The sequence below is a fragment of the Sphingomonas fuzhouensis genome, from assembly GCF_034659795.1.
In the GTDB taxonomy this organism is placed as follows: Bacteria; Pseudomonadota; Alphaproteobacteria; order Sphingomonadales; family Sphingomonadaceae; genus Sphingomonas; species Sphingomonas fuzhouensis.
Genome location: NZ_JAXSQY010000005.1, coordinates 178,681 through 192,536, shown reverse-complemented (window position 1 = coordinate 192,536; position 13,856 = coordinate 178,681). Strand labels below are relative to the sequence as shown.

At 67.0% G+C, this 13,856-nt stretch carries 17 protein-coding genes; 6 read left to right on the top strand and 11 right to left on the bottom strand.

Annotated elements, in window-relative coordinates; genetic code table 11:
• Positions 1-30: 30 nt before the first annotated feature.
• The 7 genes from U1H82_RS12445 to U1H82_RS12415 all read right to left on the bottom strand — a co-directional run bounded on the left by U1H82_RS12445 (position 31) and on the right by U1H82_RS12415 (position 6,711).
• Positions 31-927: a pepsin/retropepsin-like aspartic protease family protein gene (locus U1H82_RS12445; RefSeq protein WP_322965268.1), complete on the bottom strand. Its 897-nt coding sequence runs from the start codon at positions 925-927 to the stop codon at positions 31-33.
• Positions 928-1,003: 76 nt separating this feature from the next.
• Complete coding sequence (locus U1H82_RS12440) at positions 1,004-1,960, bottom strand: alpha/beta hydrolase (protein ID WP_322965267.1); 957 nt, start codon at positions 1,958-1,960, stop codon at positions 1,004-1,006.
• Between the two features lie 24 nt (positions 1,961-1,984).
• Positions 1,985-2,641, bottom strand: a complete 657-nt coding sequence (locus U1H82_RS12435; RefSeq protein WP_322965266.1) for an SdpI family protein — start codon at positions 2,639-2,641, stop codon at positions 1,985-1,987.
• A complete protein-coding gene (locus U1H82_RS12430; protein ID WP_322965265.1) occupies positions 2,623-2,922 on the bottom strand; it encodes a metalloregulator ArsR/SmtB family transcription factor in 300 nt (99 codons plus the stop codon). Before U1H82_RS12430 ends, U1H82_RS12435 begins: the two co-directional genes overlap by 19 nt.
• 85 nt (positions 2,923-3,007) lie before the next feature.
• Complete coding sequence (locus U1H82_RS12425) at positions 3,008-4,483, bottom strand: phytoene desaturase (RefSeq protein ID WP_322965264.1); 1,476 nt, start codon at positions 4,481-4,483, stop codon at positions 3,008-3,010.
• The gene (crtY, locus tag U1H82_RS12420; RefSeq protein WP_322965263.1) at positions 4,480-5,640 is read right to left on the bottom strand and encodes a lycopene beta-cyclase CrtY; all 1,161 of its coding nucleotides are present in this window, start codon (positions 5,638-5,640) and stop codon (positions 4,480-4,482) included. Before crtY ends, U1H82_RS12425 begins: the two co-directional genes overlap by 4 nt.
• A gap of 48 nt (positions 5,641-5,688) precedes the next feature.
• Entirely contained in the window at positions 5,689-6,711 is a 1,023-nt protein-coding gene (locus U1H82_RS12415) for an NHL repeat-containing protein (RefSeq protein WP_322965262.1), read from the bottom strand.
• Positions 6,712-6,868: 157 nt separating this feature from the next.
• Between U1H82_RS12415 and U1H82_RS12410 the strand changes: the two genes are divergently transcribed.
• The 3 genes from U1H82_RS12410 (at position 6,869) to U1H82_RS12400 (ending at position 8,605) form a co-directional block, all read left to right on the top strand.
• Positions 6,869-7,300, top strand: coding sequence for a protein tyrosine phosphatase family protein (locus tag U1H82_RS12410; protein WP_322965261.1), 432 nt, complete (start codon positions 6,869-6,871; stop codon positions 7,298-7,300).
• The gene (locus U1H82_RS12405) at positions 7,297-7,701 is read left to right on the top strand and encodes a hypothetical protein (RefSeq protein WP_322965260.1); all 405 of its coding nucleotides are present in this window, start codon (positions 7,297-7,299) and stop codon (positions 7,699-7,701) included. Before U1H82_RS12410 ends, U1H82_RS12405 begins: the two co-directional genes overlap by 4 nt.
• Before the next feature lie 142 nt (positions 7,702-7,843).
• Positions 7,844-8,605 (top strand): sulfite exporter TauE/SafE family protein, encoded by a 762-nt coding sequence (locus U1H82_RS12400; RefSeq protein ID WP_322965259.1) that lies wholly within the window; start codon positions 7,844-7,846, stop codon positions 8,603-8,605.
• Between the two features lie 4 nt (positions 8,606-8,609).
• Here U1H82_RS12400 and U1H82_RS12395 read toward each other — a convergent pair whose 3' ends face one another.
• The 4 genes from U1H82_RS12395 to U1H82_RS12380 form a co-directional block, all read right to left on the bottom strand.
• On the bottom strand, positions 8,610-9,038 hold the full coding sequence (locus U1H82_RS12395; RefSeq protein WP_322965257.1) for a hypothetical protein: 429 nt from the start codon (positions 9,036-9,038) through the stop codon (positions 8,610-8,612).
• Between the two features lie 131 nt (positions 9,039-9,169).
• Positions 9,170-9,703 carry a DUF3617 domain-containing protein gene (locus U1H82_RS12390; RefSeq protein ID WP_322965255.1) on the bottom strand — a complete coding sequence of 178 codons (534 nt, stop codon included), beginning with the start codon at positions 9,701-9,703 and terminating at the stop codon, positions 9,170-9,172.
• Positions 9,704-9,810: 107 nt separating this feature from the next.
• Positions 9,811-10,293 carry a TenA family protein gene (locus U1H82_RS12385; RefSeq protein ID WP_322965254.1) on the bottom strand — a complete coding sequence of 161 codons (483 nt, stop codon included), beginning with the start codon at positions 10,291-10,293 and terminating at the stop codon, positions 9,811-9,813.
• A 113-nt stretch (positions 10,294-10,406) separates the two neighbouring features.
• Positions 10,407-11,030 (bottom strand): flavin reductase family protein, encoded by a 624-nt coding sequence (locus tag U1H82_RS12380; RefSeq protein WP_322965253.1) that lies wholly within the window; start codon positions 11,028-11,030, stop codon positions 10,407-10,409.
• A 23-nt stretch (positions 11,031-11,053) separates the two neighbouring features.
• Between U1H82_RS12380 and U1H82_RS12375 the strand changes: the two genes are divergently transcribed.
• The 3 genes from U1H82_RS12375 to U1H82_RS12365 are packed head-to-tail and all read left to right on the top strand — an operon-like array spanning position 11,054 to position 13,773.
• Complete coding sequence (locus U1H82_RS12375; protein ID WP_322965252.1) at positions 11,054-11,788, top strand: cytochrome b/b6 domain-containing protein; 735 nt, start codon at positions 11,054-11,056, stop codon at positions 11,786-11,788.
• Complete coding sequence (locus U1H82_RS12370) at positions 11,785-12,528, top strand: molybdopterin-dependent oxidoreductase (RefSeq protein WP_322965250.1); 744 nt, start codon at positions 11,785-11,787, stop codon at positions 12,526-12,528. The genes U1H82_RS12375 and U1H82_RS12370 overlap by 4 nt, the downstream gene beginning before the upstream one ends.
• Positions 12,529-12,546: 18 nt before the next feature.
• Positions 12,547-13,773 carry a class I SAM-dependent methyltransferase gene (locus U1H82_RS12365; protein WP_322965249.1) on the top strand — a complete coding sequence of 409 codons (1,227 nt, stop codon included), beginning with the start codon at positions 12,547-12,549 and terminating at the stop codon, positions 13,771-13,773.
• Positions 13,774-13,856 lie beyond the last annotated feature (83 nt).

The window sequence follows — 13,856 nt, the reverse complement described above, 5'->3', positions numbered from 1 at the left end:
TGGTCCCCCTCCCCTTGCAGGGGAGGAATGTCAGAGGCAACTCAGCCTTACCTGCTTGGCGGGCTTGTCGAACACGATCGACGAACAGCGGTTCAGCTGATCCGCGCCGATCGACAGCCAGTCCTTCTTGGGATTGTGCTTGCCCTTGCCGGTGACGACCACTTCGTCGGGGTCGCCGGGTGCATCGGCATCCGCGATGGTGGCCGTGCTGCCGAAATCGGTGGTCCGCACCCCCAGCTGTGACATGGCAAAGGGGCCGATCGCGATCGGCGTCTTCAACGCCAGCGTTCGGAGCGGCCGCGTCACCCCAAAGGCGATCTCCTGCTTCGTGATGGCACCTGTCAGCTGTCCGTTATACGCGCGGGCCAGTCGAACGGCACCGCCCGCATTGGTGGTGGTGCGCGCGCTTCTCGGGCTGAACAATATTTGCATCGGTTCGCCCTCGACCGTGATCACGACGGAACGCGCGCTCCAGTCGCCGAACATGCCGCCGCCAGCCATCGGCAAGATGACGGTGTGCTCGCCTGGCCGCACTGCATGGAGTTGGAAGCGGATGACGGGATCGGGCAGGCTGGCCGGACCGAAGACGCCATCGGCTCCGGGGGCGAAACGTGGCTCGGTAAAGGCCACGCGCCGCTTATAGGGGGCCGTATCGCCCAAACAGATTTCGGCGATGGCTGTCTTGCCCGGGATCTTGGTCGAACCAACACCGATGACGATCGAGAATATGCCCGGCTTCATCCCCGCCGCTTCGGCAAACGATTTGGTGATGATCGGCATGCCCGGTGCGCCGGGGTCGATCATGACGACGCGCGTGACGCCGTTGATCGACAGGTCGGCCCGTCCGTCCGGGGCAACCACCCGCTCCCGAGGAGACGGCGCGGCGGCCGTAAGGACGGCCAGCATGGGCCAGGCAAGACGGCGCATCGTGAACTCTCCCGGTGTCGTGACGACCGGGTAACGATCGGGTGTAATCGTGTCGGCTTTGTGGCCGAACCGGACTTTATCGCGTCGGGTGGTCCTGAATGAAATCCGCCATCGCCGTCACCACGCCCGGCGCGATCGGCAGATTGGGGTCGGCATAGGTCGCCAGATTCGTGCCCCGGCTGTCGCCCTCCACCGTCTTCAGCACATGATTGACGCTCGGCAGCAGCACCAGCGTCGCCTTGGGCTGGGCGGCCTTGAGGATCTTCGCGTCCTCGACCGTGACCTGAAGGTCGGCTTCCCCCTGTACAATCAGCAGCGGCTTGGCAGTCGCCGCCGCCAGTTTGGCCGGGTCCTTGGCGAAGCTGTTGACCAGAAAGGGCTGGACCGCATCGGCGAAGATCATCGGCAGCGGGGGCATCAGGCTGGCGGCGGGGATGGTCCGCCCGGCCTCCAGCGCGTCGATCGCGCGGTCGGCATCGGCCAGGATCGGCGCATTGGCCGGATTGGCGTGGAACTGCGCCCGCATCACCGCGCCCAGCCGCCGTCCGGGGGTGGAGACGGCGATGACGCCGCACAGCCCCGCCGGTCGGGCGGCGGCGGTGTCCAGCGCGACCAGCCCGCCCTCGCTATGCCCCAACACCCACACGCAGGGCGCGCCGGTCTTTGCCCGGATCGCGGCGATCCAGGCGCGGGTGTCGGCGGCGTAATCGTCGATCGTCACCCGATTGGCATCAGGGATCGCGCCCGCGCTGGCGAACATGCCGCGCTTGTCGATCCGCACGCTGGCGATGCCCTTGGCGGCGAGCCCTTCGGCCAGCAGGCGGAGCGGGGCGGCCTTGACGCCCAGCGGGGTGTTGCCGTCCCGGTCGGTCGGACCCGATCCGGGGATCATCAGCACGACCGGCACTTTGGCGCCCTCCGGCCCGGTCCAACTGCCCTTCAGCGGCCCTTGTGGCCCCGGCGCGGCGATATCGCGGTCGACCATGGGCGCGGCGGCGGCGAGCATGGCGGCGAGCAGCGCAGCCAATGACATGGACATTCCCCCTCGGTCGATGCTTCAGCGTGGGCGGCTCATCCGCCAGCGGCAATAGGAAAACACGACCGGTGTCAGCACCGCCGACAGCAGCGCGGTCATGACGATGCCGCCGCGATTCTCGGCACTGATCGGCAGCAGCGCGACGATGACGATGCCCAGTCCCGTACCCGCGAACAGCCAGGCGCCAAAGCGGTGGGTCGCGATCCAGTTATCGGTATCGCTGATCGTCCACGGCGTGCGGATGCCGACGAAAAAGCCCGGCCGCGACTTGGGCAGCGTGTTGCCGATCGCGATCAGGAACAGCCCCAGCCCGACCAGCATCAGACTATCCGGCGGCGTCCAACCCAGGGCGGGGCCCGCGACCATCGCCTCCACCCCGATGAACAGCGCCAGCATCCCGGCCCATGCGGTGCGCAGCAGCGGCGCGCTGCCCGCCATGTCCCGCTGCAACGGCTCGATCCGGGGCAGTGCTGCCATGACGGCGGACACTGCCATGGTCAGCACCACCGGCAGGAACAGGGCATAGCCCGCCTCGGCAAAGCGATCCGCTTGCCCCGCCGCATTCCAATGGGTCGGCAGCATCGTGCCCGGCGGCAACTGGGCAAGCGCGAGGGCCGAGACCAGCGCCATGCCGCCCGCCACCACGGCGGACGCGACGATCAGCGGGCGGAACGACATGCCGAATTCCCCTTATCCTCTTCGCCGACGCCCATCCGGGTCATGAATCCCATCACCACCTGTTCCAGCATGGACAGGTTGAGCGTGTAGACGATGCTTGTCCCCTGCTGCTCGGCCAGGATCAGCCCGGCGGCCTTCAGCTTGGCGAAATGCGCGGACATGGTGGGACGCGACACGTCGAACGCGTCGGCAATGGCGCCTGCCGACATTCCGCCGCCGCGCAGCATCTCCAGGATGCGGCGGCGCGTGGGATGGGCAAGGGCTTCGAACACCGGGTCCATGCCCGATGTTTAGCATAATGGCTAATTAGCGGGAAGACTAAATTGTAAGCCTGCCTCCTGCCGTCATTGCGCTCGCAATGACGCCCTATTTCCGCTCCAGCATCAGCGCCGCCGTCGCCTTGGCGCTGCCGACCACGCCCGGAATCCCCGCGCCGGGATGCGTACCCGCACCCACGAAATACAGGTTCGGAATCGAATCGTCGCGATTATGGACCCGGAAGTACGCGCTCTGGGTCAGGATCGGCTCCAGCGAGAAGGCCGAGCCCATATGGGCGTTGAGGTCGGTCGCGAAGTCCGACGGCGCATAATGGAACTTGGTGACGATCCGATCGTGGATGTCGGGGATCAGGCGGCGACCGACTTCGTCCAGAATGCGCTTTTCCAGGATCGGCCCGACCTCGTCCCAGTTCATCGGGAACTTGCCCATGTGCGGCACCGGGGCCAGCGCGTAGAAGGTCGAATGCCCCTCGGGCGCCAGGCTCGGGTCGGTAACGGTCGGGTGGTGGAGGTAGAGCGAGAAATCCTCCGACAGCACGCCGGTATCGTAGATGTCGGTCAGCAGCCCCTTATAGCGCGGGCCGAACAGGATCATGTGGTGCGGGATGCCCGGCCAGCTGCCCTTGATCCCGAAATGCACCACGAACAGCGAGGGCGAATAGCGCTTGCGCTCCAGCCGGTTGACCGTGCGCCGCGCCGAGCGATTGTCGGCCAGCAGGTCGCGGTAGCTGTGCATGATATCGGCATTGGTCGCGACCGCATCCGCCGGGATGGTCACGCCGCTCTTGGTCACGACGCCGGTCGCGCGGTCGCCCAACGTCTCGATCCGGGTGACGGGATCGCCCAGCCGGATGACGCCGCCGATCCGCTCGAACTGCGTGACCAGCCCGGCGACCAGCCTATTGGTGCCGCCGCGCGCGAACCAGACGCCGCCGTCGCGCTCCAGCTTGTGGATCAGCGCATAGATGGCGCTGGTCGTCATCGGATTGCCGCCGACGAGCAGCGTGTGGAAGGACAGGGCCTGGCGCAGCTTCTCCGACTGCACGAATTTCGACACCATGGCATAGACCGAGTTCCATGCCTGATACTTGGCCAAGGCGGGCGCGGCCTTCACCATCGAGGCGAAGTCGAGAAACGCGACATGGCCGAGCTTCTCATAACCTTCGCGGTAGACGCCCTCGGCATAATCCAGGAACTTGCCATAGCCGGCGATATCGTCGGGGTTCAGCTTGGCGATTTCCGAGCGGAGCTGGGTGTCGTCGTTGCTGTAGTCGAAATTGGTGCCGTCGACCCAGTTGAGCCGGTAAAAGGGGTGGACCGGATCGAGCTTGACGTCCTCCGACATCGACCGGCCGGTCAGTGCCCAGAGTTCCTCCAGACAGGCCGGATCGGTGATGACGGTCGGTCCGGCGTCGAAGGTGAAGCCGTCGCGCTCCCAATAATAAGCGCGGCCGCCCGGCTTGTCGCGCGCCTCGACGATCGTCGTCTGCACGCCCGCCGATTGCAGGCGGATGGCCAGCGCCAGCCCGCCGAAACCCGATCCGATGACGACCGCGCTCTTCATGCCCGGCCTCTCAGCGCCGCGATCGCGCGCAGGATCGGCACCGGCGGCCGTCCGGTCAGAACTCGTGCCTTGTCGGCCATGGTCGATTGCCCCGCATAGAATCGCCCGATCAGGTCGGGCGGAAGTCGATAGAAACGCTCGAGAACGCGGTATCGCTCATCGGGCTCCGCCGCCTTGAACAACATCGTGTCGAGCATACGGTAAAAGCCGCGTGCGTCCCATGCGTCGCGCGCCATGCGATAGGTCGCGTCGTGCAGGTCGGCGCCCTGGAAATCGGTCCGCTCGGCCAGCATCGCGGCCATGCGGATCGCATCGGGCAGCGAATAGCCGGTGGTCGGGTGGAACAGCCCGGCGCGCATCCCGGCCTTGGGCGTCTTGGCTCCGCCGCTGCGCCAATAGCCGTCGAAATCGCCGCCCATCGCGACGGGCAGCACGCCCGCTTCCTCGCGCACCACCTCGGCAGTCACCCAGTCGCGCGCCTCGGCATAGCGTTCGATCCGCTGGACGATCGCCCGCCGGTTCAACTCGGACGAGGTGGAGTAATAGGTGTCCTCGACGAAGATGCGATCCTCGGCAAAGGGCAGGGCATAGACGAAGCGATAGCCGTCGATCTGCTTGACGGTCGCGTCCATCACCACCGGCCGGGTGCAGCCATGCGGCCGCTCGAGGCGCAGTTCCTGGCCGACGAACTTCTGCCAGCCGCACGACAGCGCGGACAGGTCGCCCACCCCGCGCGCGTCGATCACCCCGGTCGCCTCCACCCGGTCGCCATCGGCAAAGACGGCGGCGGTGGCCGATACCGCCAGCACCTTGCGCCCCAGGATCAGCGCCTGCGGCGGCAGGGCGCGACGGACCTCGGTGTCGAGGCGGTGGCTCTCGATCGAATAATAGGTCTGGTTCAGCGTGCGCGAATGCGCCGGGAAGGCGACGTCGTAACTGCGCCAGCCATGCGCGACGAGCCGCTCGACGATCCAGCGGTCGCGCTTGGCCACGTCGCTGCCGAAAAAGGACCAGATATGGTTGCCGCCGATCGTCTCGCCCGCATCGACCAGGCGCACGTCGAGCGAGGGGTGGCGGGCTTTCAGCGCCAGTGCGATCAGGCCCCCGGCCAGGCCTGCACCAATGATCGCGACATCGCAGGAGATTTTGGCAGCCATCGACCTACCGCTACCGGAAAGCGGGGCCAAGGCAAAGGGCCGGTGCCATTACAGCAGGACGGCGGTGTCGGGCGCGTCGCCGGTCGCGAAGCCGCCGGTGATCGTCCACGCGGCCAGATCGACGATCGCGATCCGGTTATTCTCCAGCGCGGCGTAGAGGATCGATCCCCCGGCGGGCAGGTTCAGCCCCGGCGCGGCGGCGGGCAGGGGCAGGCGGGCTTCCTCGGCCAGGTTGGTGGGCGAATGGCGGGTCAGGCTCTTGTCGGCGGTGTTCGACACGATCAACCGGCCATCGGGCTGCACGACCACGCGTACCGCCTCGCCGCGCAGAGTCGTGCGGGCGCGGGGTTGCAGCGTCACCGCGTCGAGCGCGTGGAGAATGCCCGCCGGGCGGTCGATGACATAGAGGGTGCGCTCGTCGGGGCTGAGCGCCAGGCCCTCGGGCGCCTGACCGATATGCTGCTTGACCGGCGCGAAGCTGGCATCGTCGGGGTTCACCATGATGACCATGCCGCTCATCGTGTCGGCGATATAGGCGCGGCTGCCATCGGCCTTCACCACGAAATAATGGCTGCGCGCGCCGCCGACCGGGATCATCCGGTCGGGGCTGTCGGCGGTGGCGGGGGTGTCGAAGCGGGCGAGGAGGCTGTCGGTTTCGGACAGCGCATAGAGGCGGCCCTGCGCGTCCATCCGCATCCCGTGCCAGCGGCGATGCGGCGACAGGTCGATGGTGCGGGCGAGCTTGCGCGCCGCCAGGTCGATCACCCAGAGTTGGTGCCCGCCCTCGCCGCCGAACTGCCAGCCCTTGACCCCATATCCGCCGATATAGGCGAAGCGGCCGCCCGGATCGGCGACTATCTCATGCGGCTGCACGCCCAGCGGCACCTGACCAAGCCGTTCGCCGCCCGGCACGTCATAGAAGGCGACACGCCCTTCGCCCTTTTCGACCACGGCCAGCACGCCACGCCGTGGCGCCGCCGCCTGTGCCCGGCGCGCGGCGAGCGGCAGGGCGGAAGCCAGGCCCAGGGCGGCGAGGCTCCACAGGCCCTGTCGGCGATCGATCAGCGGCATGGGGTCGGCTCCTGTACGATGGGGACGGCAACCAGACGTGGCGCGGGGCGGTATGTTCCGCGAGCGGGCGGACCCGATGCCAAAGTGATGCGTCTTTTCCGGCAAAGCAGGCCCGCCACCAGTTGCGGTGAAACGGCCCATTGAATAGGTGAACCGCATGATCCGCCCACTCAACGAAAGCGTCGCCGTCGCTCCCCAGATCCGGCCCGAGGATGTCGCCGCGATCAAGGCGGCGGGCTATTCCGCCATCGTCAACAACCGGCCCGATGGCGAAGAGCCGGGCCAGCCGACCGGCGACTCGATTCGCGCGGCCGCCGAGGACCAGGGGCTGGCCTATACCGCCATCCCGGTGACGCCCGGCGGGTTCAGCCACGAGATGGTCGACCAGATGACCCAGGCGCTGGTCGAGGCCAAGGGGCCGGTGCTGGCCTATTGCCGGTCGGGCACGCGCAGCTGCAACCTGTGGGCGCTCGCGGCGGCCAAGGCTGGGCGCAACCCGACGCTGATCGTGATGCAGGCGGAAGGGGCGGGCTATGACCTGTCCGGCCTGCGCCCGGCGCTGGACGCGCTGGCGGGCAACGCCGGATGATCCTGCCGCTCGTCGGTACGGTGACGACCGGCGCGCTGGCCGGATCGGGTGCTGGCGTGGTGCTGGGCGGGGCGGGCATCGCCTGGCTCTGCACCCGCCGCCGCGACCGCCGGGTCGGCTCGCCCGAGGATGTCGCCGCCGCCGCCGAATCGGCGCTGGCGGGGTTCACCGTGGCGGGGGCCGTGGTCGGTGCCGATGGACAGGGCGCGCTGGCGGTGGCGACCGATGGCCGGGTCGCGGCGATCAAGCGGCACGGCCGCCGCATGGTGGTGTGCGAAATCCCTTGGGCGCGGGTGCGCTCGACCGCCGGGGGCATCGTCGCCGAGGTCGAGGGACGGGGCGGACCGGTGATGCTGGCCGGGGTGGACGTGCTGGACATCCGGCGGCTGGCGCCGCGTTGAGGGAGGGAATGCCCCTCCACCATCCTTCGGATGGTCCCCCTCCCCATCAAAGATGGGGAGGAATGATAGTGCAAAATCCTCCCCAAGCGCGCTTGGGGAGGGGGACCATCGCGCTAGCGATGGTGGAGGGGCAAGACCCCCGATGATCGACGGCGCCTTCCTCGCCCTGGCCGCCGCCGGGGGCTTTGTCGGCGGCGCGATGAACGCGCTGGCGGGGGGCGGCAGTTTCTCGACCATGCCGACGCTGATCGCGCTGGGCCTGCCCTCCACCACCGCCAACGCGACCTCCAATGTCGCGCTGCAGCCCGCCGCCATGGCCAGCGTCTGGGCCTATCGCCATGGGCTGGAGCCGGTGATGGGCGTGTCTATGCGGCGGATGGCGGTGCTGACCTTCGCCTTTGCGCTGCTGGGCAGCATCCTGCTGTTCCTGACGCCGCCGCGCGCCTTCGACCTGATCGTGCCCTGGCTGTTGCTGACCGCCACCATCGCGATTGCGGGCGGGCGGCACGCCTCGGACTGGTTGGCGCGGATCGCCCGGCCGGGGCCGCGTGCACTGATGGCGGCGCAGGCGGTGCTGGGCATTTATGGCGGCTATTTCGGCGGCGGCATCGGCATGATGCTGACCGCCGCCTGGGGCTTGCTGTCGGGCCGCGATCCCGCCCAGCTCGCCGCCCCGCGCACGCTGATGCTGGCGACCGCCAATGCGGCGGCGACGCTCGTCTTCGTGCTGACGGGTATGGTCGCCTGGGCCCAGTGCCTGCCGATGCTGGCGGGTGGCATCGTCGGGGGATGGAGCGGGGCGCTGATCGGGCGCAAGCTGCCCGCCGGACTGATCCGGGGATGGACGCTGCTTCTGACGACCGTGACGACGATCGTGTTTTTCTACCGGGGCTATGTCGCCTGACCGATCAGGCGGGCGCGGATACCGCCTGTCCCTCGATCTCGGCCAGCATGTCGTACAGGCATTGTCGTTCCTGCTGGACGCGCTGGCGGATGTTGCGCTCGAGCGGGGCGGCATCCTGGCGATAGCCTTCCCAGTCGGTCGCGATGGCCTCCAACGGCCAGCGGGCAATGAAGGCCGACACCGAGCCGCCGAACGCCGGCCATGTCTCGCGCAGGGCAAGCAGTCCGGCGCCGCCCTTCGTTTCGGCATGGCGCTGCGCCAAGGGGAAAATCTGCTCCGTTAGAAAGCCTGCATGGATGCGACCGAGTCGGGCTAGTTGCCACCGGGAATGGGCCAGTGCCGGATGGTCGGGCTCCGCCGCCTCACATAGCCGCTGCTGCGCCTCCATCGCCTGCTCCATGGCGGCGAGATTGTCTTCGAATTCGGTCAGCATGATGGGGCCTCGGGCAACATGCGCCCATCATAGGTGAAAGACGTTGCAAAGCCGTAACCACCTCATGCGGTCGTAAGGCAGGAAGAAGGGGGCGGGCATCGTGGCCCGCACCCCTTGCCGGTCGAAATCGCTTACTTCGCGCCGTCGCACGCGCCGATGCGGCGGCCCTCGGTATGGACCTTCTGGGACATGGGATGCGCGCCGGTCATCTCCATCTCCTGATCGGTGGTGAAGCTGGTCGCGGTGAAGCTGCCCCTGGTCTTGCTGTGCATCGTCATGTCGCCGGGCATCTTGCAGGTCAACTCGCTCTCCACCTTGCCGCCTTCGAAGGTCGAGCTTTTGACGGTGCAGTCCGACTGCGCCTGCTTCAGCAGTTCGGCGGGGCCCTTGGCGGCCTGTTCCGCGGTCAGGCAGATGCTGTTGGTGGCAGCCGGCGGGGTCGAGCTGACGCCCTTGGGCATATTGGCCATCTTCAGGTCGCTGACCTGCGTCTTGACCTCCCATTTGCCGGGTTCGAGCTTGGCGACGGCCGATCCCGATCCGGTCTGGGTTTCCGTTACTTCGCCGGTCGCGGCATTGCTCGTCACGGTGGTCGAGCCGGTCTTCTGGTCGCAGGCGGCGAGCGGCAGGGCGCCGATCAGGATAAGCGGGACGAACAGCTTCATAGGGGAAACCCTCCTTTGGTTGGTCAAGCGATTATCGACGACGGCCGTTTCGCTTGTGGCATCCCAACACTTTGAAACGGCTTTGGGTTTCGCCTCCCGCCGCGCGGTCAGCTTTGGGGGCGGACCGGGGCGGGGTGGGGAGAAGAGGCGGACGGCCCGGTCGATACGGGCGCGTCGCCCGCTCGCCATTCGACCTCGGCGATCAGCGTGCGCAAATGGCGTTCCTCCGCCAGAAGGCGCTTGTCGGCCTCGCGGCGATAGGCGTCGGCGGCGCGGGCATAGCCGTCCGTATCGGCGATCACCACGTCCATCGGCCAGCGTGCGATGAAGGCCGACAGGATCTGGCCATAACCCGGCGTTTCGTTGCGCAGCGTCAGCAGCCCGGCGGCGGCCTTCAATCCGGCATGGCGCTCGGCAAAGGGAAAGACGACTTCGGCCAGGAAGAGCATCCGTTTGCGGCTGGCCTGTGCGCTCTGCCACCGGACGTGCCGCAGGGCCTGATAATCGGGTCGTGCGGCGTCGCACAGGTTGCGATGGGCATCCAGCCAGCGCACGACGGCGGCGTGATGGTCCCGAAGCTGGGTCAACATGATGGGCCTTCTCAATACCCTTCTTAATACATGGCGCCACTCATGAACCCTATGCGTTACAAAGCCGTAACCGATTACGGAAGGGCCGCGCCGCTGTCCGTCGAGGCGCGGGATCAGGCGTCGGGCCGTCGCATTTCGAACCGGGCGGCTTCCGTCACCTCGAAATAATCGACCGGCCCGCCACCGCGCAGGATCGGGCGGGCGCGGGCGGTCTGGTAGATGCCGTTTTCGATCAGATCGGCGGCGATATGGATGCCCACCGCCTCGCCGATGACCAGCCACTGGTCGAGTTCGCGCCCCTCCTTGGTCTCCAGCCGGATCAGCTGGGTCAGGCGGCATTCGAACGATACCGGGCTCTCCGTCACGCGCGGGGCGGCGACCAGCCGGCCGTCCTCGGCCGTCATCCCGGCCAGCGCGAACTCGTCCACCTCCGCCGCCACGGTCGCCGCGCTGGCGTTCATCGCCTCGGCCAGCGTCATGGTGGCGAGGTTCCAGGTGAAGACCTTGGTCTCGGCGATGTTGGCGACCGAATCTTTCCACCCCTGCGACGAAAAGCCGATCAGCGGCGGGCGGTAGTTGAAGACGTTGAAAAAGCTGTAGGGTGCCAGATTGTTGACGCCCGCCACCGACCGGCTACCGATCCAGCCGATCGGGCGCGGGGCGACGATCGCGTTCAACGGATCATGCGCCAGCCCATGACCGTTGACGGGTTCGTAGAAATGCCAGTTGTCGATCATGGTGGTCACCGAAAGGGAGTGGAATGCAAGCCGGAACGCCGACCGAGCCGGAAAGAGCCCCGGAATCACCAGGCGCCGTCATCCGTCGCCACGGATGGGTGACGCGGATCTGGCACTGGGTCAACGCGGTGGCGGTGCTGATCCTGCTGGGGTCGGGGTTGGGCATCTCCAACGCGCATCCCCGGCTCTATTGGGGACGGTACGGCGCGAATTTCGATCACGCCTGGGCTAGCCTGCCCTATTTCCCGGCCTGGCTGACCATTCCGGCGCGCTATAATCTGGCGATCTCGCGACGTTGGCATCTGTTCTTCGCGCTGGTGCTGGGCTTCGGGCTGCTGGCCTATATGATCGGCGGGCTGGTGACGCGGCATTTCCAGCGCGATCTTCGTATCCGGGGGCGCGAGCTTCGGCCCGGTGCCGTCTGGGCCGACGTCCGGCGGCATCTGGCCTTTCGCTTCCATGACGCACGCGATCCGCGGGCCTATAATCTGTTCCAGAAGCTGAGCTATGCGGCGGTGCTGTTCGTCGCCCTGCCGCTCGCCATCCTGACCGGCATCGCCTTGTCGCCCGCGATGGACGCGGCCTGGCCCTGGGTGCTCGAGATTTTCGGCGGGCGGCAATCGGCGCGGTCGATCCACTTCATCACCGCAAGCGCACTGGCGCTGTTCACCATCGTCCATCTGGTACTGGTCATCCTGGCCGGGCCGCTCAACGAGCTGCGGTCGATGATTACCGGCCGCTGGAGGGTGCCGGAATGATTGCCCGTCGCACCATCCTGACCGGCGGCGCGGGGCTGCTGCTCGCCGGTTGCGACAAGGTCATCCAGCAGCCGACCGCGCGCAAGATCCTGTTCGCAGGGGAAGACATGCAGAAGGGCCTGCAACGTGCGCTGATGAACCGGGGTGCGCTGGCCCCCGGATATCGCCGCGATCAGATGTCGCCGATCTTCCGCACCAACGGCACGCGTAATCCGGGCACGCCCGAATATGCCGCACTCGCCGCCAATCGGTTCGAGGATTGGCGGCTGACGGTCGGTGGGCTGGTCGGCAAGCCCTTGTCACTGTCGCTCAAGCAGATCGGCGAATTTCCGGCACGCCGCCAGATCACCCGCCATGACTGTGTCGAGGGATGGAGCGCGATCGGCGAGTGGATGGGGCCGATGCTGGGCAATATCCTGAAGGCCGCCGATATCAGCACGCGGGCGCGCTACATCGTCTTCACCTGCGCCGATCTGTATGGCGGGCAGCCCTATTATGAATCGATCGACCTGATCGACGCCTTCCACCCCCAGACGATCCTCGCCTGGGGCATGAACGGGCGGATGCTGGACATCGGCCACGGCGCGCCCTTGCGGCTGCGGGTCGAGCGGCAATTGGGGTATAAGCACGCCAAATATCTGATGCGGATCGACGCGGTCGACAGTCTCGCCAACATAGGTTTGGGCAAGGGCGGGTACTGGGAAGACCATGTCGATTATGACTGGTATGCCGGAATTTAAGGCACTAGGGCGTGCCATATGGCGCTGATCGATCTCTTTCTGTCGCGCGCGGTCCGCAAGGGCCGCCTGACCCTCACCCATCATGATGGAAAAATTCGTGAATTCGGCTCGCCCGAGCCCGGTTATCCCGATGTCGCGATTCGCTTTACCGATTCGCGGGTTGCGGGGCAGATCGTCCGCAACCCTGCGCTGGCGGCGGGCGAGTCCTTCATGGACGGTCGCCTGGTCGTCGAGAAGGGCGATGTCCGCGATCTCGTCGAGCTGCTGACCGCCAATGACAAATGGGAAGCGGGCCGCGCGAACCTGAACCCCTCATGGGTGGTGCGCGCGGGCGGTGCGATCAAGCACCGCATCGACCGGATCAACATGGAGCGCCGGTCGAAGAAGAACGTCGCCCATCATTACGACCTGTCGGCCACGCTCTACGAACTCTTCCTCGATACCGACAAGCAATATAGCTGCGCCTATTTCACCGATCCGCAGAACGACCTGGAACGCGCGCAACGCGACAAGAAGGCGCATATCGCCGCCAAGCTGGCGATCCAGCCGGGGATGAAGGTCCTCGACATCGGCTGTGGCTGGGGCGGCATGGCGCTGTACCTGCACCAGAAATGCGGCGCCGAGGTGCTGGGCGTTACCCTGTCCGAGGAACAGCTGAAGGTCGCCCGCGCGCGGGCCGAGGCGCTGGGCGTGGCGGACAAGGTGAAGTTCGAGCTGATCGACTATCGCCGAGTGGAGGGCCAGTTCGACCGCATCGTCTCGGTCGGCATGTTCGAGCATGTCGGCCCGCCGCAATATCGCACCTTCTTCCGCAAGTGCCGCGACCTCCTCACCGAGGACGGGGTGATGCTGCTCCACACGATTGGACGGCTGAACGGGCCGGGCGTCACCGACGACTGGACGACCAAGTACATCTTCCCCGGCGGCTACAACCCTGCGCTGTCCGAGATCGTCCGCGCGCAGGAAGGCTTGCGCATGTTCCTGACCGATGTCGAGGTGCTGCGCTGCCATTATGGCTGGACGCTCGACATCTGGTACGACCGCACCGTGGCGGCGAAGGACCGCATCGTCGCGCTGTATGACGAGCGCTTTTATCGCATGTGGCTGTTCTACCTCGCGGGCGCGGGCGCGGCGTTCCGCAATGGCGGCTTGTGCAACTATCAGGTGCAGCTGACGCGCGGGCGGCTCTCGGTGCCGGTCACGCGGGATTATATGTACGAAGGCGAACGCGCGCTGCGGGATTGAGTCGTCTTCTCACCGTAGGGGCATGCCCTCACCCTTCCGGCGCTTCGCGCCTCCCTCCCTCTCCCAGCGGGAGAGGGAAGGGG